The organism is Dinoroseobacter sp. S76 (genome assembly GCF_049801095.1).
Lineage (GTDB): Bacteria > Pseudomonadota > Alphaproteobacteria > Rhodobacterales > Rhodobacteraceae > Dinoroseobacter.
The window spans coordinates 401,894-425,586 of record NZ_JBNAGH010000003.1 but is presented as its reverse complement, the minus strand read 5'-3'; the positions used below and the strand labels follow the sequence as shown (position 1 = coordinate 425,586).

Here is a 23,693-nt window from a genome sequence, read left to right as displayed (position 1 = left end):
GCCCAGAGATGACCGACTTCCTTCCATTCTTCGCGCGCGGATGCGCCTGATGCAGCGTCCATGAGGGCAGAGGCGCCCCCGGGCCGTGATGTGCTCGCCGTGTTGCAGGGCGGGCGCTTGGCTTATGAGGCGCTGATCTTTGCGGCGTCGTTCCGGGCGGCCAATCCGGATTACGACGGGCGCCTGATCTTTGCCGAGCCGCAGCCCGGGCCGCTTTGGGGCGAGACCGATCCGACGGCGCCGTCCGAGATTCGCAGCTTTCTGGGCACCGAGTATGGGGCCGAGATCCGGCCCTTCGCCTCCGAGGCGTTCGGCGCGCGCTACCCCCATGGCAACAAGATCGAAGCGCTCAAGGTGCTCGACCGCGACCGGCCCTTCGTCTTCTTCGATACGGACACGCTCTTTCTCGGGCCCCTTTCCGAGGTGCCCTTCGAGGACAGCCGTCCCGGGGCCTCCATGCGCCGGACCGGGACATGGCCGGTGATCGAGCTTTATGGGCCGGGTTATACCCAGACCTGGAAGGCGCTCTATGACCGGTTCGGGCTCGATTTCGAGAGCTCCCTCGATCAAACCCACCCGGACGAGTATTGGGAGCGCTACCTCTATTTCAATGCGGGCTGGTTCTTTGGTGGCTGCCCGCAGGTGTTTCACCGCCGGTTCCTGGAGATCGCGCGCAGCATCTGGGACGACCCGCCGCCCGAGCTGATCTGTCAGCCGCTGGAGCCATGGCTAGACCAGATCGCGCTGCCGCTCGTGATCCACGGGCTCGGCGGGGGGCGGGACGCGGTGCCGCCGGGGCTGCTCGATGGGCGGATCAGCTGTCACTACCGGGTGCTGCCGCTGCTCTATGCGCGTGAGGCCGATGAGGTCGTCGAGGTGTTGGAAAGAGTGACCGCCCCGAACCGGATCAAGAAGCTTCTCAAGGGCTCTGAGGCCGCGAAACGGATGATCTATCAGGGCAAGGGCGCCAAGGCGCGGGCGCTCTTTGATCGGGCGGATCTGCCTCCGAAAGAGCAGACCATCCGCAACACGCTCAAACGCAACAAGCTCTGGCTGCGCTGAGTAGAAGCACTGCCCGCCGGGGGGCGGTTTCTTGATCTAGCTTGTCCGGAGAACTTCAACTGGAGCGGGCGATGAGATTCGAACTCACGACCCTAACCTTGGCAAGGTTATGCTCTACCCCTGAGCTACGCCCGCGTCCGTTGAGTGAGCGTGATGTATCCAGCGGCCCCCTTGGCTGCAAGTGAAAAACGCACCGATTTGCGATTTTTTGCTGCGCCCGCCCGTCGCAGGGGAGGGATCCGTGGTGCCGCCTGCTCCTCAGAGGCTGAAGCCGCCTGAGTGGCAGGGGAGGCGGCGGTAAAACCGCCTCTTACACGCGTCGTCAGGGCAGGAGCGTGATCTCGCCCGGGCGCCATGTCTGGTCGAACCAGGGCTCCAGCGGGCCATAGAGCCGCAGGATCGTGTTCCACCCTTTGCCGGGCACGGTCTGCAGCCAATTGCTCTCATGGCCCTCGGGCGGTTCGGGGCCGAAATAGATATCCGTCGAGCCATCGTCGTTCTGCACCAGCCCGGCATCATTGCTGCCAAGGGCCGGGAACTGCTTGTCCGTTTGCAGCATGGAACGGGTCTGGTTGTCATAGAGCGTGAAGGACCAGAAATCCTTGGCGGGCGGGTCGGCGGGCACGGTCAGCTTGTAGGTCTTGCTGCCATCCAGCGCGTTGCCCGCGGCGTCCCGGTAGGTGAAGGCGTATTGCGAGCCTTTGCCGACGACCTTGAGCGCCATGGCCGGGGTCACACCCGTGGCGTAGAAGTGAAAGGCGCTGCGAAAGTCCTGCAGGGTCACGCCATCCAGCACCCAGGTATAGGCCCCGCCCGGAAAGGCGGTCTGCCAGTAGCTCTCGCCCGGATACCAGTAGACCCGCGGGTCGCGGGGTTTGGAGACCAGCGTCTTGACAGTGACAGCGCCCGCCGCCGCGGCGCGCTTGAGGATGCCCTGCATGCGCTCATCCGGGGCGAAGTCCTGCCCTTTTATGATGCCGATGGCGGCGAGATGACCGAGCAGTTCCGGTTCCTCCCCGCTCAGGGGTTCGGACTGCACCACCGTGTTGATCTCCTCGAACATCCGCTCATCCATCACGTGGATCGTGTTGAATGCCTTGCCGGAGACATTGACGAACGTCATCTCCGGCGGCGCATCTGCGGAGGACAAAGGATACATCCGGAACCGGTCCTGCGTGGCCTGAACGGCCTCGGCCGTGGAGCCGTCCTTCAGGTAGCCGCGCCAGAGCACCCAGTGGCCATAGGTGTCCGTGGGCACAACGGCGGTGTAGCCCTCGGTCGGCACGTCGCCCTCATATCCCGGCGGAATGATGAGGAACTTGCCCCCTTGCCCCTCGTCCGGGCCGAGATTTCCGAAATCCATCACGTATTTGAACCAGGCATTGTTGAGAAACCCGAGCACATTGGGCGGTGTCTCGATAATCATGGGTTCATCGCCGAGCTGCAGCCACGCGGTCTGATAGACGCTGGTGGTGTTCGGCGTCAGGAACAGCGCTTTGGAATCCATCAGATCCGCAAATTGCAGAACGGTCGTGTTGGCGGGACCAAAGGCCTCGATCCCGCGCCGCATCGCGTCCATGGAGGCGATCTTCACCCCATCCAGATAGGCCTGATAGGCATGGGTGAAGTCGAGCAGCGTGTATATCTTGTCCGCAGTCTCCGCATCCGGGACGCCGTCAAAGAAGTTGAGCGCGCCGAGCTGCGTGTCGATATTGTCCGGCGTGGTGATCCCGTCCGGGATCTCCGTGGTCATGGCCATTTGTGGCGGGTCTTGCGCCAAGGCCATTGTCCCAAACAGGAGCCCGCATGCGGCAACTCTGAGTGATTTTGTCATTGATTTTCCTCCCCCCGGTTGTGTTGAGCCTAGGAGGAGGGTTGAGACAAAGCAAATTTGAGCGCGGTCAGCGGTCAGGGCTGCGTGCCGCTACGCCCCTCTGGATCCGCATATTGGATGAGGTCCCAGCGGTTGCCCCAGGGGTCGGCAAAGACCGCGACCGTGCCGTAGGGCTCGTTGCGGGGCGGGCTCTCAAAAGGGACGCCCGCCGTACTCAGCCGCGCGAAATCCGCGGCGAAGTCTTCGGTTTCGAGAAAGAGCCAGACGCGCCCGCCGCCTTGCTGGCCAATCACGGCCACCTGGCTTGGTGTGGCGGCGCGCGCCAGCAGAAACTCGGTCTCCGCCCCGGGGGGCGCCACCCGCACCCAGCGCTTGGTCTCCGACAGGCGCGTATCCTCGCGCAGCTCGAAACCCAGGGTCTGGGTGAAGAAGGCAATCGCCCGGTCGTAATCGTCCACGACCAGGCTGAGGGCGGCGAGCCTGCGCGGCATCAGCTGAGCTCGATCAGCAGGTCCTTGGCGTCGATCTGCGCTGCCGGAGTGACGTGCACCGCCGCCACGACAGCGTCGCGTTCCGCGTGGATGCCGGTCTCCATCTTCATGGCCTCGATGGTCAGCAGGAGGTCGCCTTCCTTGACCTTGGCCCCGGGCTGCACCGCGACCGAGGCTACCACACCGGGCATGGGCGCGCCGATATGGTTCGGATTGCCGAGCTCGGCCTTGGGCATCTTCGCGACCGTGGCCGCCGCCTTGCGGTTCGGCACCCGCACCACGCGGGGCTGCCCGTTCAACTCGAAGAAGACCTTCACCTCGCCGTCCTCGTTGGTCTCGGAGGCGGTCTGCATCCGGATCTCGAGGGTTTTGCCCGGGTCAATCTCGGCTTCGATCTCATCGCCGGGCTGCATGCCGTAGAAGAAGGTCCGCGTGGGCAGGGTCCGGACAGGGCCATACTCGCTGTGGCGGGCCATGTAGTCGGTATAGACCTTGGGATACATCAGGTAGCCGTTGAGATCCTCGTCATCCGCCGGTGCGCCGGTCTGGGCCTCCAGATCCTTGCGCGTCGCTTCCAGATCCACGGGCGGCAGGTGTTTGCCCGGGCGCGCGGTGCTGGGTTTCTCGCCTTTGAGGATCTTGGACATGATCTTCTTCGGGAAGCCGCCCGCAGGCTGGCCGAGATTGCCGCGCATCATGTCGACAACCGAGTCCGGGAAGGCCACGTCGCGGTTCGGGTCCTCGACATCGTCGCGGCTCAGGCCCTGGCTCACCATCAGGAGTGCCATGTCGCCCACAACCTTGGACGAGGGCGTCACCTTCACGATATCCCCGAACATCTGGTTCACATCCGCATAGGTCTGGGCGACCTCGTGCCAGCGCTCTTCGAGCCCGAGGGACCGGGCCTGCGCCTTGAGGTTGGTGAACTGCCCGCCGGGCATCTCGTGGAGATACACCTCCGACGACGGCGCCTGCTGGCCGGTCTCAAAGGCGGCGTATTCACCCCGCACGGCTTCCCAGTAATCCGAGATCTCGCGCACGGCCTTGATGTCGAGCCCGGTGTCGCGATCCGTGTGGCGGAGGGACTCCACGACCGTGCCAAGGGTCGCCTGGCTCGTGTTGCCCGAGAGCGCGTCCATGGCGCAATCCACCGCGTCCACACCGGATTCGGCGGCCGCCACGATGGTGGCGCAGGCGATCCCGGCGGTGTCATGGGTGTGGAAATGGATCGGCAGGCCGACCTCTTCTTTCAGGGCCTTGATCAGCACCCGGGCCGAGGCCGGTTTCAGCAGGCCCGCCATGTCCTTGAGGCCGAGCACATGGGCGCCTGCCGCCTTCAGCTCCAGCCCCATATCCACATAGTATTTCAGGTCGTACTTGGACCGCTCCGGGTTCAGGATGTCGCCCGTGTAGCAGACCGTGCCCTCGCAGACCTTGCCGCTTTCGAGCACCGCATCCATGGCGACGCGCATGTTCTCGACCCAGTTCAGGCTGTCAAAGACGCGGAACACGTCGACACCCGATGCGGCGGCCTGACGCGTGAATTCCTGCACGACGTTGTCGGGGTAATTCGTGTACCCGACCCCGTTCGAGCCGCGCAGCAGCATCTGGGTCATCACATTGGGCAGGCCCGCGCGGATGTCCCGGAGGCGCTGCCAGGGGCATTCCTGCAAGAAGCGGTAGGCGACGTCGAAGGTCGCCCCGCCCCAGCACTCCACCGAGAAGAGCTGCGGCAGGTTCGCGGCATAGCTCGGCGCGACCTTGATCATGTCGATGGAGCGCATGCGCGTGGCCAGCAGGGACTGGTGCCCGTCGCGCATGGTTGTGTCGGTGATCAGCAGTTGCTTCTGCTCAGACATCCAATCCGCAACCGCCTGCGGGCCTTTTTCCTCGAGCAGCGTGCGTGTGCCCGGTGCAGGCGCGGCCTTGGGGGCAGGGGCCTTGAGCGCGCGCGGCGTGGCGGGCGGCAAGGCGCGGCCTTCGGTCTCGGGATGCCCGTTGACCGAGATATCCGCGATGTAGCGCAGGATCCGTGTGGCCCGGTCGCGCCGTTTGGGGAACTCGAAAAGCTCCGCCGTCTCGTCGATGAACTTCGTGGTGTATTGGTTGTTCAGGAAGGTCGGGTGCTTAAGCAGGTTCTCGACAAAGGCGATATTGGTACTGACCCCGCGGATCCGGAACTCGCGCAGGGCGCGGTCCATCCGCGCAATCGCGGCCTCGGGCGTGGGGGCCCAGGCGGTGACCTTCTCCAGAAGGCTGTCGTAGTAGCGGGTGATGACCGCACCGGAATAGGCGGTGCCACCATCGAGGCGGATACCCATGCCCGTGGCACCGCGATAGGCGGTGATGCGACCATAATCGGGGATGAAGTTGTTCTGCGGATCCTCGGTTGTGACCCGGCACTGGATCGCGTGACCGCTCAGCGGCACGTCATACTGGCTGGCCACACCCGTGGCCTCGATCAGGGATTTGCCCTCGGCGATCAGGATCTGGGCGCGGACGATGTCGATCCCGGTGATCTCTTCGGTGACCGTATGCTCGACCTGAACGCGGGGGTTCACCTCGATGAAGTAAAACGCGCCGGTGTCCATATCCATCAGGAACTCGACGGTGCCTGCGCATTCGTAGTTCACATGGGCGCATATCTTGCGGCCAAGCTCACAGATCTGCTCGCGCTGGGCGGAGGAGAGATAGGGTGCGGGTGCGCGCTCCACGACCTTCTGGTTGCGGCGCTGGACCGAGCAGTCCCGCTCCCACAGGTGATAGATGTTGCCCATCGTGTCGCCGAGGATCTGGACCTCTACGTGGCGGGCGCGGGTGATCATCTTCTCCAGATAACCCTCGCCATTGCCAAAGGCGGCTTCGGCCTCGCGGCGACCTTCGCGGACCTTCTCGGCAACCTCATCGGAGCCGAAGATCGGGCGCATGCCGCGACCGCCCCCGCCCCAGGACGCTTTGAGCATAAGGGGATAGCCGATGGTTTCCGCCTCGGCCTTAATCGCCTCCATATCATCACCGAGCACCTCGGTCGCCGGGATGACCGGCACGCCAGCCGCGATGGCCACCTTGCGGGCCGAGGCCTTGTCGCCCAGAGCGCGCATGGTTTCGGCCTTGGGCCCGATGAAGGTGATGCCGTTGGCGGCACAGGCATCCACGAAATCCGGGTTCTCCGACAGCAGGCCATAGCCCGGGTGGATCGCATCCGCGCCGCAAAGCTTGGCAACCCGGATGATCTCGTCAATGCTCAGATAAGCGGCCACAGGGCCCATGCCCTCGCCGATCTTATAGGCCTCATCCGCCTTGAAGCGGTGCAGGCTGAGCTTGTCTTCCTCCGCGTAGACCGCAACCGTCTTCTTGCCGAGTTCGTTGGCGGCTCGCATCACCCGGATGGCAATTTCGCCGCGATTGGCAATCAGGATCTTTTTGAAGTCAGTCATCGGGTCCTCATTGGTAAACTTTATTGTCCATGTACGGCAAACCGCTCCAAACCGGAAGCCCCTAGCGTGTTGGGGCCAATTCGTCGCGGAAATCGGCAAGCGAGGCAAGGCCGCACATTTGCATGTTGGTGGTCAGGTCTTCGGTGAGCAGGTGGATCAGGTGGCGCACGCCACGCGGGCCCAGCCCGGCCAGGGCGAAATGCCAGGCGCGGCCCAACATGACGAAATCCGCGCCCATCCCGACTGCGCGCAGGATGTCGAGACCGCCCTCGATGCCGCTGTCATAAATCAGGGGGTAGTCTGGACCAACCGCGCTCCGGATCTGGGGCAGCTGGGTGATGGCGCTGGGTCCGCCTTCGAACTGCCGCGCAGAGTGATCGGAAACCCAGATCGCATCGACGCCTGCATCTTTCAGACGGGTCGCATCCTCCGGGCGCAGTACGCCTTTGACGATGAAATCCCCGTCCCAACCGGCGCGCAAGGCGTCGAGATAGGCCCAATCCGGCGCGCCCCGGATCGCTTTGCCGGCATGGGCCATGTAGCTCGCCGCCCCGGATTTCTCGACATAGCTTTCCGCCAGTTTCAGCGACGGCCGCCCATGCTGCGCCATGCCAAGGGCCCATCGCGGGTGCAGGGCCATTTGTACCACCATCCGCGCAGTGATCTTGGGCGGGATGGTCAGGTTCGCGCGGCGCTGCCGTTCGCGGCGGCTATCGGCGGGGACATCCACGGTCAGAACCAGCGTCTCAAAACCCGAGGCTTTGGCCCGTGCCAGTATATCGTCGCGGATCGCCGGATCCGCCGGTGGATAGAGCTGAAACCAGCCCATCTTGCCCGCCTTGGGGCCCACACGCTCTGGCACCTGGGTGGCCACGGTTGAGAGGCCATAGGGGATCTGCGCCGTCGCGGCCTCCGCGGCCAGCAAGCGCTCCGCATCGGGCCAGATCAGCCCGGACATCCCCACGGGCGCGATGCCAAAGGGCCGGGCATAGGTCCGGCCCAACAAGGGGGTTTCCAGAACCGGGTCCGTCTCTCCATGGAGGATACTGGGCAGCAGATGGATCGCATCCAGCGCCGCGCGGGTCGTCCGCACCCCCACCTCGCGATCGCCGGTGGCACTGTCGAGATACTCGAAGACGAAGCCGGGAATGCGTCGGCGCGCGGCCCGTCGCAGGTCAGAAATCGCCGGATGGGTCGTGTCCAGATCCATGGGCCCTTGCTAAGCATTTCATCTGATTGCGCAATAGAGGAGTCGCGAACAGATGTGGAACATAGCTTTCCCCCCGTGCTGCTTCGCGCTATGTTTGGCCCCATGAACAGCTTCGACGATAATGACGCCTTCGAGGCGGGGGCGAGCCTGTCGCTCTCGGCCCGGGCCATGGGGGCGCGCCCGACGCCCTATCTCGACACGTTGAACCCCGCGCAGCGCCAAGCGGTCGAGGCGTTGGAGGGGCCGGTCCTGATGCTCGCCGGGGCCGGGACCGGCAAGACCAAGGCGCTCACCTGCCGGATCGCGCATCTGCTGACCACGGGCGTGGCGCGCCCGAACGAGATTCTGGCGGTGACCTTCACCAACAAGGCCGCGCGCGAGATGAAGGATCGGGTTGCCAACCTCATGGGCCAAGCGGTGGAGGGGATGCCCTGGCTCGGGACTTTCCACGCGATTGGTGTGAAGCTCTTGCGCCGCCATGCGGAACTCGTCGGGCTGAAGTCGAACTTCACCATCCTCGATACGGACGACCAGATCCGCCTGCTCAAGCAGCTCATCCTCGCGGAGAACATCGATGAGAAGCGCTGGCCCGCGCGCCAGCTCGCCCATATCATCGACGGCTGGAAGAACCGCGCCTGGGCGCCGGATGCGGTGCCTGCGGCGGAGGCGTCAGCGTTCAACTCCCGTGGGGTCGAGCTTTATGCGGCCTATCAGGAGCGGTTGCGCACCCTGAACGCCACGGATTTCGGGGACCTCCTCCTGCATGTGGTGGGGATCTTCCAGAAGCACGAAGATGTGCTGGCCCAGTATCAGCGCTGGTTCCGCTATATACTTGTGGACGAGTATCAGGACACGAACGTTGCCCAGTATCTCTGGCTGCGGCTCTTGGCCGGTGGGCACAAGAATATCTGCTGCGTGGGCGATGACGACCAGTCGATCTATGGCTGGCGCGGGGCCGAAGTGGGCAACATCCTGCGTTTTGAAAAGGACTTTCCCGGCGCGCTGGTGATCCGGTTGGAGCAGAACTACCGCTCCACCCCGCATATCCTCGCCGCCGCTTCCGGCGTGATCGACGGCAATAAGGGGCGGCTCGGCAAGACCCTCTGGACCGAGGCGAAGGAAGGCGAGAAGGTCCGCCTGATCGGCCATTGGGACGGCGATGAAGAGGCCCGCTGGATCGGGGAAGAGATCGAATCGATGCAAGGCGGCACGCGCGGGATGCGGCCCTTCGAGCTTGATCAGATCGCCATCCTTGTGCGCGCCTCGCACCAGATGCGCGCCTTCGAGGATCGGTTCCTGACCATCGGTCTGCCCTACCGGGTGATCGGCGGTCCGCGTTTTTACGAGCGGATGGAGATCCGCGATGCCATGGCCTATTTCAGGCTCGCTGTAAGTCCAGATGACGATCTTGCAATGGAGCGCATTGTCAATGTGCCTCGACGTGGCGTAGGCGATGTCGCCAAGGGCAAGATTTTCTCCCGTTCTAACGAAGATGGCTTTTCGCTTTGCTCTGCAGTGCGGGCCATGGTCCTAGATGGAAGCATCGCTACGATGGGTGGGAAAGCGCGAACCAAAGTACCACAACTGGTGGACCAGATTGGTCGGTGGCATGAGCTAACACGTGATCCACGTCAGAGCCACGTAGAGCTGGCGCAGGTCATTCTGGATGAAAGCGGCTATACCGCCCATTGGCAGAACGACAAGACGCCGGAGGCACCGGGACGGCTCGAAAACCTCAAGGAACTGGTCAAAGCGCTGGAAGGGTTCGAGAACCTGCAAGGGTTCCTCGAGCATGTGAGTCTGGTGATGGACAATGACACGGGCGCGGCGGGACCGCAGGTCTCGATCATGACGCTCCATGCCGCCAAGGGGCTCGAATTTCCGGCGGTGTTCTTGCCGGGTTGGGAGGACGGGCTCTTCCCATCCCAGCGTTCCATGGACGAATCGGGCCTCAAAGGGCTCGAGGAGGAACGGCGTCTGGCCTATGTGGGCATCACCCGGGCCGAAGAGGTCTGCACGATCTCTTTCGTGGGCAATCGGCGCATCTTTGGGCAGTGGCAATCGGCGCTCCCCTCGCGCTTCATTGACGAGTTGCCTGAGGCCCATGTGGAGGTTCTGACGCCTCCGGGCCTCTATGGCGGCGGCTACGGGGCGGCGGCCCCGGGCGGCGGCTTGCCGGATGGGGTGAGGTATGGCTCGAACCTCGAAGAGAAAGCCGCCGAGGCCAATGTCTATAACTCCCCGGGCTGGCGCCGGATGCAGGCGCGCAGTGCCAGCCGTGGCACCAGTCAGCCGCGCGAAAGCCGCAACATGGTGATCGACGCAACGGCGATCTCAAGCCATGCGCTGGGCGACCGGGTCTTTCATCAGAAATTCGGCTATGGCGCGGTGACGGGGATCGAAGGGGATAAGCTCGAAGTCGCGTTCGAGAAGGCCGGGGTCAAGAAACTGGTGGCGAAGTTCGTGGTGGCCGCGGATCAAGCCGGCGATGTGCCGTTCTAGGCCTCTTGGCGCCCGCTAGAGCGCGAAGACGAGGCTGGCTGCAAGGGTTTGCGCCAGGGCAAGGCCTGTGAAGGTCACGACACTGCGGATCAGGATGAGGCGTGCGCTGGACTGCATGGAAGTCTCCGATCTGGATGAGAGTATTGTGACCGGCCCCGCCCGGATGTGCGTCGCAGGGCGGGGCCGGGTCTGGATCAGCGGGTCAGGTAGCCGCCATTGATCCAGAGCGTCTGGCCATTGACCCATTGGCTCTCGGGGCTTGCGAGAAAGCCAAGCAGGGGGACCAGATCCTCCACCGTGCCAAGGCGCTGTTCGGTCGAGAGGCGCGCAGCATAGGCGGCGGATTGTTCGGTCTCTTCTCCGTGGAAGAACGGCGTGTCGATCGGGCCGGGGGCGATGGAATTCACGGTGATCCGGCGCGGCCCAAGCTCCTTGGCGAGCATGCGCGTGTATTCCTCAACCGGCGCTTTGGTCCCGGAATAGATCGTGTAGCCCGGCGCGGCACCTGCCAGCAGCGACGTGCCCGTGTTGATGATCCGCCCGCCATCCCGCATCCGAAGAGAGGCTTCGCGCAAGCTGTAGAAGAGGCCCCGGTTGTTGATCGCGTCCAACCGCTCAAACTCGGCATCGGTGAACTCGGCCAAGGGCTTCTTCAGAATGGCGCCCGCATTGTTGACCACCAGATCCACGCCACCGAAGCTCTGCTCGGCGACATCATACATGGCGCGGACATTGGCGGCCTGCCCCAGATCCCCCATGGTGAGGGCAGCGCGGGCGCCAGCCGCTTCGACCAGACGGGCGGTTTCTTCGGCCTGATCGCGGGTCTCGGCGCGGTGGTAATGCACCACCACATTCGCCCCCATCTCGCCCAGCTTCACGGCAAAGCCGCGCCCGATATTGTTGCGCGCGCCGGAGACAATGGCGGTCTTGCCCGCGAGGGGGCGGGAGGGGGCGGTCTGCGCGCTGGCAGATGTGGCGGCGGCGGCCATCGCGGCGGCGCCAAAACCGGTCAGGGCCGCGCGGCGGGAAAACTCAGGTCCTTTGGTCATGTCAATCTCTCCTGTTCGGGCTGGGCCCTGTTGCGATGAGGCAGAGGTAGCGAATGCTTTTCCCCGGCAGGAGGCGTGGCATTGACATGTCGCTGTAGACCAACGATCTACAGATTATGCGCAAGGCGAGTGAAATGGCATTCCTCAAGACGGTGGAGCTCGGCTCCATACGGGCCGCCGCGCGCGCCCTCGGGCAGGACCCCACTGGCATCTCTCGCCGGATCACCCAGTTGGAGACGCGGCTCGGGGCGAAGCTGGTGGACCGTTCAGGCGCAGCAACGCGCGCGACGGCTCAGGGGCAGCTCTATTTCGACCGGCTCAAGGGGATTCTGGATCAGCTGGACGCGCTGGAGGCCGAGATTGGCGGCGAGACGCTGCATCCGTCGGGCCTCTTGCGGGTCACGGCGGCGATCGATTTCGGGCAGGAGTTCCTCGCGCCCTGGCTGGTTGCCTTTCGTGATGCTCATCCGGATGTGGAGTTCGACCTCGTCCTCGCCAGCGGCTTTGTGGATCTCAGCCAGAACAACATCGATGTGGCCGTACGCGCCGGGTGTCTGCCCGACTCGAGCCTTGTGGCGCGCAAGCTGGCGGATGTGCCTCGCGTGACCGTGGCCAGCCCGGACTACGTGGCGCGGCGCGGGATGCCGCGCAAACCAGAGGATCTGGCAGCCCATGACTTCGTTTTTTTCTCACCGGCCAATCGCGCGCAGCCGCTGGAATTGACCGGCCCGGATGGCGCGGTTGTCCGCGTTCCGCGCCGCCGCGGGGTGGCGATCAACGCCGTGCGCTCGGTCGTGACAGCGGTTCAGGCAGGGCAGGGCGTGCATACCGGGCCGCGCTGGGCCTTTGCCAAACAACTGGCCAGCGGGGCGGTGCTGGAGCTTCTGCCAGAGTACAAGGCCCCGGGCCTGCCGCTCTATGCGGTGCGCCAGGCTTCGGTTGTGGTTCCGGCGCGGATCACCCATTTCATCGATTTCCTGCAGGCCCGTGTGCAGGAGGTGGACGGCCTTCTCCCGGTGCGGCCCACCGTGCCCTAGCCGAGCAGGATCGGGATCAGTGAGGCCATGAGCAGGATGGCCATGGTCCAGTTGAAGAGCCGCAACCGACCCGGGCTCGACAGCCAGCGGGCGACCTGAGTCCCCATCCAGGCCCAGACCGAGACCGACGGGAAATTCGTGGCGCAAAACGCGACGGCCACGAGTAAGGCGCCCAGGGCCCCCGCGCCGGGCGTGGTGTAGACCGTCACCGCCGTGATCCCCATCACCCAGGCCTTGGGGTTGACCCATTGAAAGGCCGCCGCCTGCAGGAAGGTGAAGGGGCGCCCGGCGGTCTCGGCTCCCTCCGGTGCCGCAGCATGGGCGATCTTCCAGGCGAGCCAGGCCATATAGGCGACACTCGCGATCTTCAGCACGTCATGGAACACAGGCCAGGTCACAAAGACCTGCCCAAGCCCCAGCCCCAGGAGCAGCACCATGAACGCATGGCCGAGGCTGATCCCCAGAAGATGCGGCACAGTGCGGCGAATCCCGAAATTCGCCCCCGAGGCCAAGACCATGAGGTTGTTGGGCCCCGGCGTGATCGAAGAAACGAGGGCGAAGGTCATCAGGGCGAGGAGGGTTTCAAGTGTCATTGCGCAACCCTGCCGCACCTTTCGCCGAATGAGATTGCGAATGCGCGGTGATCGCAGCTATTCTTGCAACTTATGACGAAGCTTGATCCCATTAACGAGAAGATATTGCGCGAGCTAAGCCGCGATGGTCGGCTCAGCAATCTTGATCTGGCGGAGCGGATCGGGCTTTCGCCCTCTGCCTGCCTGCGCCGGGTTCAAGAGCTTGAGAGATCCGGCATCATCCAGGGCTATCGCGCGGTGCTGAACCGATCCGCCCTGGGGCAGGGGTTCACTGTCTATATGGCGGTCGGGCTCTCGGAGCATACAAAGGGCGACCAGCAGGGGTTCGAGCGGGCGGTGGCCAATGCGCCCGAAGTGCGCGAATGCCACAATGTGACCGGGACGGTGGAATACCTGCTCCGGGTGGAGGTAGCGGATCTCGCGGCGTTCAAGACCTTCCACACCGATGTGTTGGGCACGCTCCCTCAGGTGTCGAGCCTGACCTCCTATGTCGTGATGGACAGCCCAAAGGATGAGCGCGCCTGATCAAGGTCATAGCGGTTTGAGGAGCAGCGCTTTGGGCAAAAAAAAGCGGCGACGCTAGGGAGGAGGAAAGCGCCGCCGCATATTACAGAAAACCCAGGGAGGAGGAGGGGTCTTCTGATCTGGTGCGCGAGGTCGGTTCCGTGTAAACCGTGTCTCGCTGGGCGCTTGCAGTGGTGCGTCGCCCTCTGTTGAGATTGAATATAGGCAAATGCTGCGCTGCAACAAGAGCCGTCTTGTCAAAACAGTTATGCATTTCCTGCATTGCGCAAACTGCAAAAGGCCACTTTTCGAAATGCAAGCGCTTTGAGATAGGCCAAAGTGTTGAAATCACGAGAACGTCGCAGCATGGGGTCTTGTCAGGCGCAGCGTTGCGCCCACTTAGAGATCAGGCCGTTTGAGGGGAGCCCATGACGCGCGAAGACATTCTTGCTGCACTCGCAAAGGTTGCTGTGCCCGGTGGCGGGACGCTTGGGTCCCGGGATCTGGTGCGGGCGGTGGCCACGGATAAAGGTCAGGTGCGCTTTGTCATCGAGGCGGCTGATGCCGAGGAGGCGCGCCGGTTTGCCGATTTGCGCGCAGAGGCGGAAGCTGCCGTGCGGGCTTTGCCGGGGGTGACCGGAGTTCAGGCGGTTTTGACGGCCCATGGTCCCGCGGCGAAGGCGCCTGCGGCCCCCCAGGGCGAGCCGCCCAGCCTCAAGATCGGACGTCATCCCACCCCGGATCAGGGCAAAGGCCCGACAAAGATCGCGGGGATCGACCGGATCCTCGCCATCGGGTCGGGCAAGGGCGGGGTTGGCAAATCCACCGTGTCCTCGAATCTCGCTGTGGCCCTGGCCAAGCAGGGGCGCCGGGTGGGGCTTCTCGATGCAGATATTTATGGTCCCAGCCAGCCGCGCATGATGGGCGTGTCCAAACGGCCCGCCTCCCCGGATGGCAAGACGATCCTGCCGCTGACCGCCCATGGCGTGACGATGATGTCCATCGGCCTGATGCTGGACCCGGCCAAGGCCGTGGTCTGGCGCGGCCCGATGCTGATGGGGGCCTTGCAGCAGATGCTGGGGCAGGTGGCCTGGGGTGATCTGGATGTGCTGATCGTCGATTTGCCCCCCGGGACGGGCGATGTGCAGATGACGCTCTGTCAGCGGAGCGCGGTCACCGGGGCCATCGTTGTCTCGACGCCGCAGGATGTGGCGCTGCTCGATGCACGCAAGGCGCTGGACATGTTCGCCACGCTCAAGACGCCGGTTCTGGGCTTGATCGAGAACATGTCGACCTTCTGCTGTCCGGAATGCGGGCATGAGGCCCATATCTTCGGGCGCGGTGGCGTGCGCGACGAGGCGCAGAAGCTCGGTCTGCCCTTCCTTGGGGAGTTGCCGATCAGCCTTGATGTACGGATCGCCGGGGATGCGGGCACGCCCATCGCTGCGGGGGATGGCCCCGAGGCGGCGGCCTATGCCCAGCTTGCCGCCGGTCTGGTCAAGGGCGGGATGGCCTGATCCGTCGACTCTGACATGGGCCCGCCTGTGCCACTGATGTCCCGTTGGATCCCGCGTCATGGGACGCCATGGGACATCTGCGGGAAATGGTGCCGGCTCCGGAGCGATTCCGGCCAAATTCGTTAAAAATAAGTTAAAATCGGGGAATCGCACGCGTTGCCGACGCTTCGCTTCACATGCGATTCGCGGTGTTTGAGCCGCAAAAGACGCTTCTCTTTGCCGATCTGGGAAAAAACTTTGGGCCCAAATGGGGACCCATGGGACGGTATGGGTGCGACTACATCTAGGGGCGCACCTCGCATATGTTGCAAAAATCCCGCGAAATATGGTGGCGACGGGGCCCGTGGGCTTGCACCCGACTCCGCTGTGTGAGACGCTCGATGGGTGTTGTTCCCATTTTTTGGCATTGCTTCCCAAGCTTTCCCATGGCATAAAATCTTCATCGAAAGCGACGGACATCAGCGGCACCCAACGACCGCGACCGACAAAAAGACAGGTTTCATACAGGCCGCGCATTTCGAACGAAGATTGACGCACCACGAGCAGACATCCCCCCAGATGGTGGACGCGTCGGTCATCCCAGTCTCTGGGTCGAGTGCGGCGGATCGTGCTATGGCAGCAGCACGATCCGCCGTTTTCATGTCCGGGCCATCGGCGACCGGAAATCGGCAATCACGGGGGGCAGGCAGAGGAGCGGCCCCCGTTGGCGCGCATGTTCCGAGGTGAAAGCGTCCACAAGGTGGACAGCAAGGGGCGGGTCTCTATACCCGCTGGCTTTCGCCGCGTGCTCGAAGACAACGACCCGCGCTGGACCAAGGACCGCAACCCGGAACTGGTCATTGTCTATGGCGACCACCGCCAGAACTACCTTGAATGCTACACTATAGCGGCGATGGAAGAGGTCGACGCCAAGATCGCGCGTCTGCCACGTGGCTCCAAGCCGCGGCGCATGCTCGAGACGCTCTTTACCGGGCAGGCCCATGAAACCTCTGTCGATGAGACCGGGCGTCTGGTAATCCCGGCCAAGCTGCGCAACAAGATCGGCCTGACCGGCGAGGCGCATTTCATCGCCACGGGCGATACGTTCCAGATCCTGTCGCCCGAGGGCTACGGCGCCAAAATGGGTGAGATGGCCGATTGGCTCGACGATCTGGACGAGGATGTGGACCCGCTCACTTTCCTCGATGCCGGTCCCAGCGGCGGCGAGGTCTGATCATGACCGCGTCGGCGCCAGATCCGTCGGATGCGCCCCATATTCCGGTCCTGCTCGGCCCGATCCTTTCTCATTGCGCGCCGATTACCGGCACGTGGCTCGATGGTACCTTTGGCGCAGGCGGCTATGGCCGGGCATTGCTCGAGGCGGGGGCAGAGGGCTTGATCGGTGTGGATCAGGACCCGCTCGCGCTGGAGATGGCGGCAGCGTGGGCTGCGAATTACGGCGAGCGCCTGCGCCTCGTGGCGGGCAATTTCGAACAACTTGATGCGCTGGCAGGTGTGCCATTGGACGGGGTCGTGCTCGATCTCGGAGTGTCTTCGATGCAGCTCGATCTGGCCGAACGCGGGTTTTCCTTCCTGCGCGACGGGCCGCTCGATATGCGCATGTCGCAAGAGGGGCCGTCGGCGGCTGATCTGGTGGCGGAAGCAGACGAGGCCGTGCTCGCCGACATCCTTTTCCATCTGGGCGAGGAACGTGCCGCCCGCCGGATCGCAAAGGCCATCGTGATCGCCCGCCAGAACGCGCCAATCACCCGGACAGCCGAGCTTGCCGAGATCGTCTCGGCCTGTCTGCCGCGTCCGAAACCGGGGCAAAGCCATCCCGCCACGCGCAGTTTTCAGGCACTGCGCATTGCGGTGAATGACGAGCTGGGTGCGCTTGTCCGGGGGTTGGAGGCCGCCGAGCGCGCACTCCGCCCCGAAGGCTGGCTGGCGGTTGTGACGTTTCATTCGATCGAGGATCGGATCGTGAAGCGGTTTCTGACCCAGGCCTCCGGTGGGGGTGGGCGTGCGAACCGCTATGCGCCCGAAACTGTCGAGATCACCCCTCGGTTCCGGTTGAGCCCGCGCAAGGCCATCGCGCCCGACGAGGCTGAGCTTGCCGCCAATCCACGGGCCCGTTCCGCCCGGTTGCGTCTGGCGCGCCGGACCGAAGCCGAGGCCCGCCCCGCAGATTACACAGGCCTCGGCCTGCCGCGTTTCTATTCGCTGACGGAGACACCATGAGGACGTTGCTCTACTTTCTCGCCATTGGCTCGGTGGTCGGTCTGGCCTATTGGGCCTATGAAGAAAATTTCGAGACACAGCAGTCACTTAAGAGATTGCGCGCGCTTCAGGCGCAGATCGGTGACACGCGGGAGGCACTGGCCGTGCAGCGCGCGGAATGGGCCTATCTCAACCGCCCGGACCGGCTCAGCGATCTGGTGGAGATGAACTTCAAGGGGCTCGAGCTCCTCCCGCTGACGCCCGGCCATTTCGGGGCGTTGGATCAGGTGGCCTATCCGCCGAACCCCTCCCTTGAGGGAGAGTTGGTCGAGACCATCGAGGTTAGCGCAGGCACGGGAGGACGGCCATGACCCGCACTCCGCTCCGCCCGCTTGCCCGGATCCTCCATGCCCGCGAAACCGGGGGCAACCCCGACCTGATCGAGCGCGAGAACATCCGCCGCCGCCATGAGGTGATGCGCGATGAATGGCGCGTGATGGCTGAGCAGCGGCTGCTGCTGGCCGCATTCTGCTGTCTTCTGGTCTTTGGCTTTGTCGGCGTGCGCATGTGGGCGATTGCCTCGACCCCAGTCGCCGAGCCCGTCGCCGCCGTCAGCGATGCCCGGATCGATGCGACGCGGGCCGATATCGTGGATCGGAACGGGCGGGTGCTGGCGACCAATCTGGTGACCCATTCGCTTTATGCGCAGCCGCATCTCATGACCGATCCCGAAGGTTCGGCGCGGGCCTTGGCGGCGCTTTTTCCCGATATGGATGGTGAGCGTCTGCGCGGTTGGTTCACCGGTGATCGCAAGTTCATCTGGCTGAAGCGGCGCATCTCGCCCGAGCAGATGCAGGCGGTCCATGACATCGGCGATCCCGGGCTGCAATTCGGCCCGCGCGAGATGCGGCTCTATCCCAATGGCGCGCTGGCCGCGCATATCCTCGGCGGCACCGGGTTTGGACGCGAAGGTGTGCAATCGGCAGAGCTTCTGGGCGTGGCCGGGGTCGAGAAGGCGATGAATGCCCGTCTCAGCGATCCGGCCACAGCGGGCACGCCGCTCGCGCTGTCGATCGATCTGACCATTCAGGCGGTGATCGAGGATGTGCTCGGCTCGGGCATGCGGCTGATGAATGCCAAGGGGGCGGCGGCGGTGCTGATGCATGCCCAAACGGGCGAGATCCGAGCCATGGCCTCCCTTCCGGATTTCGATCCGAACACGCGCCCGCAACCGCTGGTCGAGGGGGAGGCTGGCGATAGCCCGCTTTTCAATCGGGCGGTGCAGGGGGTCTATGAGCTGGGCTCGTCGTTCAAGATTTTCACGGCCGCACAAGCACTTGAACTGGGTCTTGCGAATCCTGCGACGATGATCGACACGACCAGCCCCATGCGCTGGGGGCGCCACCGGATTGGTGATTTCAAGAATTACGGGCCGGAACTGAGCCTGACAGATGTGATCGTCAAAAGCTCGAATGTGGGCACGGCCCGGCTCGCGCTGGAGATCGGTGGCAAGCGGCAGCGAGAGTTCCTCGATGCGCTCGGTTTCCTCGCGCCAACGCCCGTGGAGATGATCGAAGCGCCCGGGGCGCGGCCGCTCTGGCCCGAAAGCTGGGCGGATATCCACACCATGACCATCAGCTATGGCCACGGGATTTCGACCTCGCCACTGCATCTGGCGGCGGGCTACGCCTCGCTCCTGAATGGCGGGACCAAGGTGACGCCCACGCTCCTGCGGCAGGGCGCCCCTGTGGTTGGGCCGCGCCTTGTCTCTGAGGAGACCTCGGCGGCAGCGCGCGAGATGCTGCATCAGGTGGTGGAGCGTGGCACGGCCAGTTTCGGGCGCATCCCGGGCTACGCCATCGGCGGCAAGACTGGGACCGCGGACAAGCCGCGCGCGGCTGGCGGCGGGTATTATGAGGACAAGGTGATCGCGACCTTTGCGTCGGTCTTTCCTACGGATGATCCGGAATACATCCTGATCGTGACCCTGGACGAGCCCGTCGAGACCTCGGGCACCGAGCCGCGCCGCACGGCCGGTTGGACCGCCGTGCCGGTTTCGGCAGAGATCACACGTCGGATCGTTCCGCTTCTGGGCCTGCGCCCAAGCGTTGAATATCTCGGAGATCCTGAGATAACGCTCGCACGCAACTAAGCAGGGGGTGCGGGTCATGGGGGACCGGCAAGACGGCGCAGGCGACGACGGGTACGGACCAAAATCGCTGACCGAGCTCGGCTTTCCAGGGGGCGGCGAGCCGGTCACGGGACTTGCGCTGGACAGTCGCGAGGTGCGCGACGGGTATCTCTTCGCAGCCCTGCCGGGCAGTCGTGTCCATGGCGGCGAGTTCATTCAATATGCATTGCGTATGGGCGCGGGCGCGATCCTGACGGATGCCGAGGGCGCCGAGATCGCCAAGGCTGAACTGGCAGCGTCCGAAGCGCGCTTGATCGTGGCCGAGGACCCGCGGCAGGCCTTCTCCGCCGCCGCAGCCCTTTGGTATGGCGCGCAGCCCGGGATCATGGTCGGGGTGACCGGCACCAACGGCAAGACGTCGGTGTCCAGTTTTACCCGTCAGCTCTGGCAGGGGCTGGGCCATGCCTCGGCCAATATCGGTACCACCGGGATCGAAGGCGATTTCGAAGCCGACCTTGCCCATACCACACCGGATCCGCTGACCCTGCACCGCGCGCTGGCCGAGATGGCCGCAGCCGGGATCACCCATGCGGCGATGGAGGCCTCGTCCCACGGCCTTGACCAGCGGCGGCTTGACGGCGTGCGGCTTTCGGCGGCGGGGTTCACGAATTTCACCCAGGATCATCTGGACTATCACGAGACCTTCGCGGCCTATTTCGCGGCCAAGGCGGGGCTCTTTACCCGGGTCCTTGGGGATACGGGCGTGGCGGTGATCAATCTCGATGACCCGCGTGGGGCGGATATGATGGCGCTCGCGCATACTTCGGGCGCTGAGCTTCTGACCGTTGGGCAGCACAAGGACGCGATGCTGCGCCTGACCGCTCAACGCTATGACGCGGACGGGCAGGAGATGCGCTTCACCTGGAAAGGCAGCGCGCATCAGGCCCGGCTGGACCTGGTCGGCGGGTTTCAGGCGGCCAATGTGCTGGTGGCCATGGGGCTCGCGATGGCTACGGGTGCGCAGGTCACCGATCTGGTGCCGATCCTGCCGCGGTTGCAGACCGTGCGCGGGCGGATGCAGAAAGTGGCGCGCCGGGCAAATGGCGCGACAATCTTTGTCGATTACGCCCATACCCCGGACGCGCTGAAAACCGCGCTGCGGGCGCTGCGGCCCCATGTTCTGGGTCGGCTGGTGGTGGTCTTTGGCGCAGGCGGCGATCGCGATGCCGGCAAACGTCCCTTAATGGGGCAGGCCGCAGCGTCGGAGGCGGATGTGATCTTCGTGACCGATGACAACCCGCGCTCCGAGGATCCAGCCCTGATCCGCGCCCAGGTCAAGGCGGGGTGCCCGGAGGCGACGGAGGTCGGCGACCGGGCCGAGGCGATCCTGCGCGGGGTCGATGCGCTGGGCCCGGGGGATGTCCTCTTGATCGCGGGCAAGGGGCATGAGACCGGACAGACGGTCGGGGATACGGTCTATCCCTTTGATGATGCTGAACAAGCCAGCGTCGCCGTGGCTGCGCTGGAAGGGCGGCTCGCATGACCGCGCCGCTCTGGACATCTGCCGAGGCGGCAGCGGCAACCGGCGGGACTGCCCATGGGGAGTGGAGCGTATCGGGCGTGTCCATCGACACGCGCGAGATGAGACCCGGGGACCTCTTCGTGGCACTCACAGCCGCGCGCGACGGGCATGATTTCGTGGCCAATGCGCTGGCCGCTGGAGCGGGGGCGGCGCTCGTTTCGCGGATTCCCGAGGGGGTCGCGCCGGATGCTCCGCTTCTGTTGGTTGAGGATGTTCAGACCGCGCTCGAGGCGCTGGGCCGTGCCGGACGGGCGCGGACACAGGCCCGCGTGGTCGCGATCACCGGGTCCGTTGGCAAAACCTCCGCCAAGGAAATGTTGCGCGCAGCACTGGACGCGCAAGGCCGGGTCCACGCGGCCGTGCGGAGTTTCAACAATCATTGGGGCGTTCCGCTCACGCTCGCCCGGATGCCGGTCGAGACCGACTATGCGGTGATCGAGATCGGGATGAACCATCCCGGTGAGATCGCCCCGCTTGCGCGCATGGCCCGCCCTCATGCGGCGCTGATCACGACCATCGCCGCGGCGCATATCGAGGCGCTTGGCTCCCTCGAAGGGATTGCCGAAGAGAAGGCCTCGATCTTCGAGGGGCTTGAGCCGGGTGGGCTTGCCATGATCCCCGGAGACCTGCCGCAAAGCCCGATCCTGAGGACGGCGGCAGAGGCGGCAGGGGCGCGGATCAAAACCTTCGGCACCTCCGAGGCTGTGACGCACCGATTGCAGGACCCTCAGGTTGCCGGAGACTGCGCCGTGGCCCGAGGCAGCCTGTCTGGCACACCCGTGGCTTTGAAGATCGCAACGCCGGGGATGCATTTCCTCGAAACCGGGCTCGGGGTGGTGGCGATCGCCGCCGGGATCGGAGCCGATCCTGCGGAGGCCTTGATCGGTCTTGCGCAATGGGCGCCCCCGGCCGGGCGCGGCACCCGCGAAACCCTGCATCTCGACCCGGCCATCGACACACTGACTGCAGATCTGATTGACGATGCGTTCAACGCCAACCCGACCTCTATGGGCGCGGCGCTGGTGATGCTCGCGGCAAGCCAGCCCGCCCACGACATCGGCCGCATCGCCAAGGGCCGCCGCATCGCGATCCTGGGCGATATGCTGGAGCTTGGCCCGGAAGAGATCGCCGATCACGTGGCGCTGGCTGATCTTGAGGCCATGGGCAGCGTGGATCTTGTCCACTGCGTCGGTCCGCGCATGAAGGCGCTCTATGACGCGCTTCCGGCCAGCCGTCAGGGGAGTTGGGTCGAGACCGCGCCCGAGCTTGCGGCGCGCGCCCATGCCCTGATCGATGCAGGGGATGTGGTGCTGGTCAAAGGCTCCAAGGGAAGTCGCGTCAGCCTGGTTGTTGACGCCCTGCGCAAACTTGGGCATCCCACATCGCGGTATGAGAACGAAGGATCCCCATAGATGTTGTATTGGCTGACCTCGATTTCCGATGGCGGGGACGCCTTCAACCTCTTCCGATACATCACCTTTCGGGCGGGGGGCGCGTTCTTCACAGCGCTGATCTTCGGCTTCATTTTTGGCCGTCCGCTGATCAATCTGCTCCGCAAACGGCAGCGATTCGGCCAGCCGATCCGCGAGGATGGGCCCCAAAGCCATCTGGAGACCAAGCAGGGCACGCCGACCATGGGGGGCCTCTTGATCCTCTCGGCCCTGACCCTGGCGACACTTCTCTGGGCGCGCTGGGACAATGGCTATGTCTGGCTCGTGCTCTTTGTGACCGTGAGTTTTGGTCTCATCGGCTTCATGGATGACTTTCAGAAGGTCACGAAAAACTCCCATGCGGGCGTGTCGGGCCGGGTCCGTCTCGCCATCGGCTTCGGCATCGCGGGGATTGCCGGGGTCGCGGCCCTGCTGCTGCATCCTGAGGAACTCTCGGGGCAGTTGGCGCTGCCGGTCTTCAAGGACACGCTGATCAACCTGTCCCTCCTCTTCATCCCCTTCTGCATGCTGGTCATCGCGGGCTCGGCCAATGCGGTGAACCTGACCGATGGACTCGACGGGCTTGCGATCATGCCGGTGATGATCGCCGCGGGTACGCTGGGCGTGATCGCCTATGCAGTGGGGCGGGTCGACTTTACCTCCTATCTCGACGTGCATTACGTGCCCGGCACGGGGGAGATCTTTGTCTTCACCTCTGCCCTGATCGGCGGCGGCCTCGGATTTCTCTGGTACAACGCCCCGCCCGCAGCTGTCTTCATGGGGGACACAGGCTCGCTCGCGCTCGGCGGAGCCCTTGGGGCCATTGCCGTCGCCACCAAGCACGAGATCGTGCTCGTGGTCGTCGGGGGTCTCTTCGTGGTCGAGGCGCTCTCGGTGATCATTCAGGTCGCCTATTTCAAGAAGACCGGAAAGCGCGTCTTCCTTATGGCGCCTATCCACCACCATTTTGAGAAAAAAGGTTGGCAGGAAAGCCAGATCGTTATCCGCTTCTGGATCATTTCTTTGATCCTCGCGCTGATTGGCCTCGCCACGCTCAAGGTGCGCTGAGCGCCCGGGCCGCTCGCGCGCCCTGCCTGTCTTAAGTCTCCAAATAT

18 protein-coding genes and 1 tRNA gene are annotated in these 23,693 nt (G+C 64.4%); 12 read left to right on the top strand and 7 right to left on the bottom strand.

Going from position 1 to position 23,693, the window contains the following annotated elements; translation table 11 throughout:
* Positions 1–60 precede the first annotated feature (60 nt).
* Positions 61–1,062 (top strand): hypothetical protein, encoded by a 1,002-nt coding sequence (locus ACP153_RS11585; protein ID WP_424971147.1) that lies wholly within the window; start codon positions 61–63, stop codon positions 1,060–1,062.
* A 60-nt stretch (positions 1,063–1,122) separates the two neighbouring features.
* On the opposite strand, the gene ACP153_RS11580 is transcribed toward ACP153_RS11585, so the two are convergent.
* The 5 genes from ACP153_RS11580 to ACP153_RS11560 form a co-directional block, all read right to left on the bottom strand.
* Positions 1,123–1,197, bottom strand: a tRNA-Gly gene (locus tag ACP153_RS11580).
* Between the two features lie 187 nt (positions 1,198–1,384).
* Positions 1,385–2,821, bottom strand: a complete 1,437-nt coding sequence (locus ACP153_RS11575; RefSeq protein ID WP_424971146.1) for a DUF1254 domain-containing protein — start codon at positions 2,819–2,821, stop codon at positions 1,385–1,387.
* A 149-nt stretch (positions 2,822–2,970) separates the two neighbouring features.
* Positions 2,971–3,387: a VOC family protein gene (locus tag ACP153_RS11570; RefSeq protein WP_424971145.1), complete on the bottom strand. Its 417-nt coding sequence runs from the start codon at positions 3,385–3,387 to the stop codon at positions 2,971–2,973.
* On the bottom strand, positions 3,387–6,824 hold the full coding sequence (locus tag ACP153_RS11565) for a pyruvate carboxylase (protein ID WP_424971144.1): 3,438 nt from the start codon (positions 6,822–6,824) through the stop codon (positions 3,387–3,389). The genes ACP153_RS11570 and ACP153_RS11565 overlap by 1 nt, the downstream gene beginning before the upstream one ends.
* A gap of 61 nt (positions 6,825–6,885) precedes the next feature.
* Positions 6,886–8,034, bottom strand: coding sequence for an alpha-hydroxy acid oxidase (locus ACP153_RS11560; protein ID WP_424971143.1), 1,149 nt, complete (start codon positions 8,032–8,034; stop codon positions 6,886–6,888).
* A gap of 102 nt (positions 8,035–8,136) precedes the next feature.
* Here ACP153_RS11560 and ACP153_RS11555 point away from each other — a divergent pair, with 102 nt between their 5' ends.
* Entirely contained in the window at positions 8,137–10,536 is a 2,400-nt protein-coding gene (locus tag ACP153_RS11555; RefSeq protein ID WP_424971142.1) for an ATP-dependent helicase, read from the top strand.
* A gap of 194 nt (positions 10,537–10,730) precedes the next feature.
* Here the strand turns inward: ACP153_RS11555 and ACP153_RS11550 are convergent, their stop codons facing one another.
* Positions 10,731–11,585 carry an SDR family oxidoreductase gene (locus ACP153_RS11550; RefSeq protein ID WP_424971141.1) on the bottom strand — a complete coding sequence of 285 codons (855 nt, stop codon included), beginning with the start codon at positions 11,583–11,585 and terminating at the stop codon, positions 10,731–10,733.
* Between the two features lie 134 nt (positions 11,586–11,719).
* Between ACP153_RS11550 and ACP153_RS11545 the strand changes: the two genes are divergently transcribed.
* Positions 11,720–12,622 (top strand): LysR family transcriptional regulator, encoded by a 903-nt coding sequence (locus ACP153_RS11545; RefSeq protein WP_424971140.1) that lies wholly within the window; start codon positions 11,720–11,722, stop codon positions 12,620–12,622.
* Here the strand turns inward: ACP153_RS11545 and ACP153_RS11540 are convergent.
* Positions 12,619–13,215 (bottom strand): LysE family translocator, encoded by a 597-nt coding sequence (locus ACP153_RS11540; protein WP_424971139.1) that lies wholly within the window; start codon positions 13,213–13,215, stop codon positions 12,619–12,621. The genes ACP153_RS11545 and ACP153_RS11540 overlap by 4 nt on opposite strands.
* 72 nt (positions 13,216–13,287) lie before the next feature.
* Between ACP153_RS11540 and ACP153_RS11535 the strand changes: the two genes are divergently transcribed.
* The 9 genes from ACP153_RS11535 (at position 13,288) to mraY (ending at position 23,646) form a co-directional block, all read left to right on the top strand.
* Positions 13,288–13,740: an Lrp/AsnC family transcriptional regulator gene (locus ACP153_RS11535; RefSeq protein WP_424971138.1), complete on the top strand. Its 453-nt coding sequence runs from the start codon at positions 13,288–13,290 to the stop codon at positions 13,738–13,740.
* Positions 13,741–14,147: 407 nt separating this feature from the next.
* A complete protein-coding gene (locus ACP153_RS11530) occupies positions 14,148–15,236 on the top strand; it encodes an Mrp/NBP35 family ATP-binding protein (protein WP_424971137.1) in 1,089 nt (362 codons plus the stop codon).
* Between the two features lie 703 nt (positions 15,237–15,939).
* Entirely contained in the window at positions 15,940–16,449 is a 510-nt protein-coding gene (mraZ, locus tag ACP153_RS11525; protein WP_424971136.1) for a division/cell wall cluster transcriptional repressor MraZ, read from the top strand.
* A gap of 2 nt (positions 16,450–16,451) precedes the next feature.
* Positions 16,452–17,456, top strand: coding sequence for a 16S rRNA (cytosine(1402)-N(4))-methyltransferase RsmH (rsmH, locus tag ACP153_RS11520; protein WP_424971135.1), 1,005 nt, complete (start codon positions 16,452–16,454; stop codon positions 17,454–17,456).
* A complete protein-coding gene (ftsL, locus tag ACP153_RS11515) occupies positions 17,453–17,806 on the top strand; it encodes a cell division protein FtsL (RefSeq protein WP_424971134.1) in 354 nt (117 codons plus the stop codon). Before rsmH ends, ftsL begins: the two co-directional genes overlap by 4 nt.
* On the top strand, positions 17,803–19,587 hold the full coding sequence (locus ACP153_RS11510; protein WP_424971133.1) for a peptidoglycan D,D-transpeptidase FtsI family protein: 1,785 nt from the start codon (positions 17,803–17,805) through the stop codon (positions 19,585–19,587). Before ftsL ends, ACP153_RS11510 begins: the two co-directional genes overlap by 4 nt.
* Before the next feature lie 16 nt (positions 19,588–19,603).
* On the top strand, positions 19,604–21,109 hold the full coding sequence (locus ACP153_RS11505; RefSeq protein ID WP_424971132.1) for a UDP-N-acetylmuramoyl-L-alanyl-D-glutamate--2,6-diaminopimelate ligase: 1,506 nt from the start codon (positions 19,604–19,606) through the stop codon (positions 21,107–21,109).
* A complete protein-coding gene (locus ACP153_RS11500; protein WP_424971131.1) occupies positions 21,106–22,560 on the top strand; it encodes a UDP-N-acetylmuramoyl-tripeptide--D-alanyl-D-alanine ligase in 1,455 nt (484 codons plus the stop codon). Before ACP153_RS11505 ends, ACP153_RS11500 begins: the two co-directional genes overlap by 4 nt.
* Positions 22,561–23,646: a phospho-N-acetylmuramoyl-pentapeptide-transferase gene (gene mraY, locus ACP153_RS11495; protein WP_424971130.1), complete on the top strand. Its 1,086-nt coding sequence runs from the start codon at positions 22,561–22,563 to the stop codon at positions 23,644–23,646. It begins immediately after the preceding gene.
* The last annotated feature ends 47 nt before the right edge of the window (positions 23,647–23,693 follow it).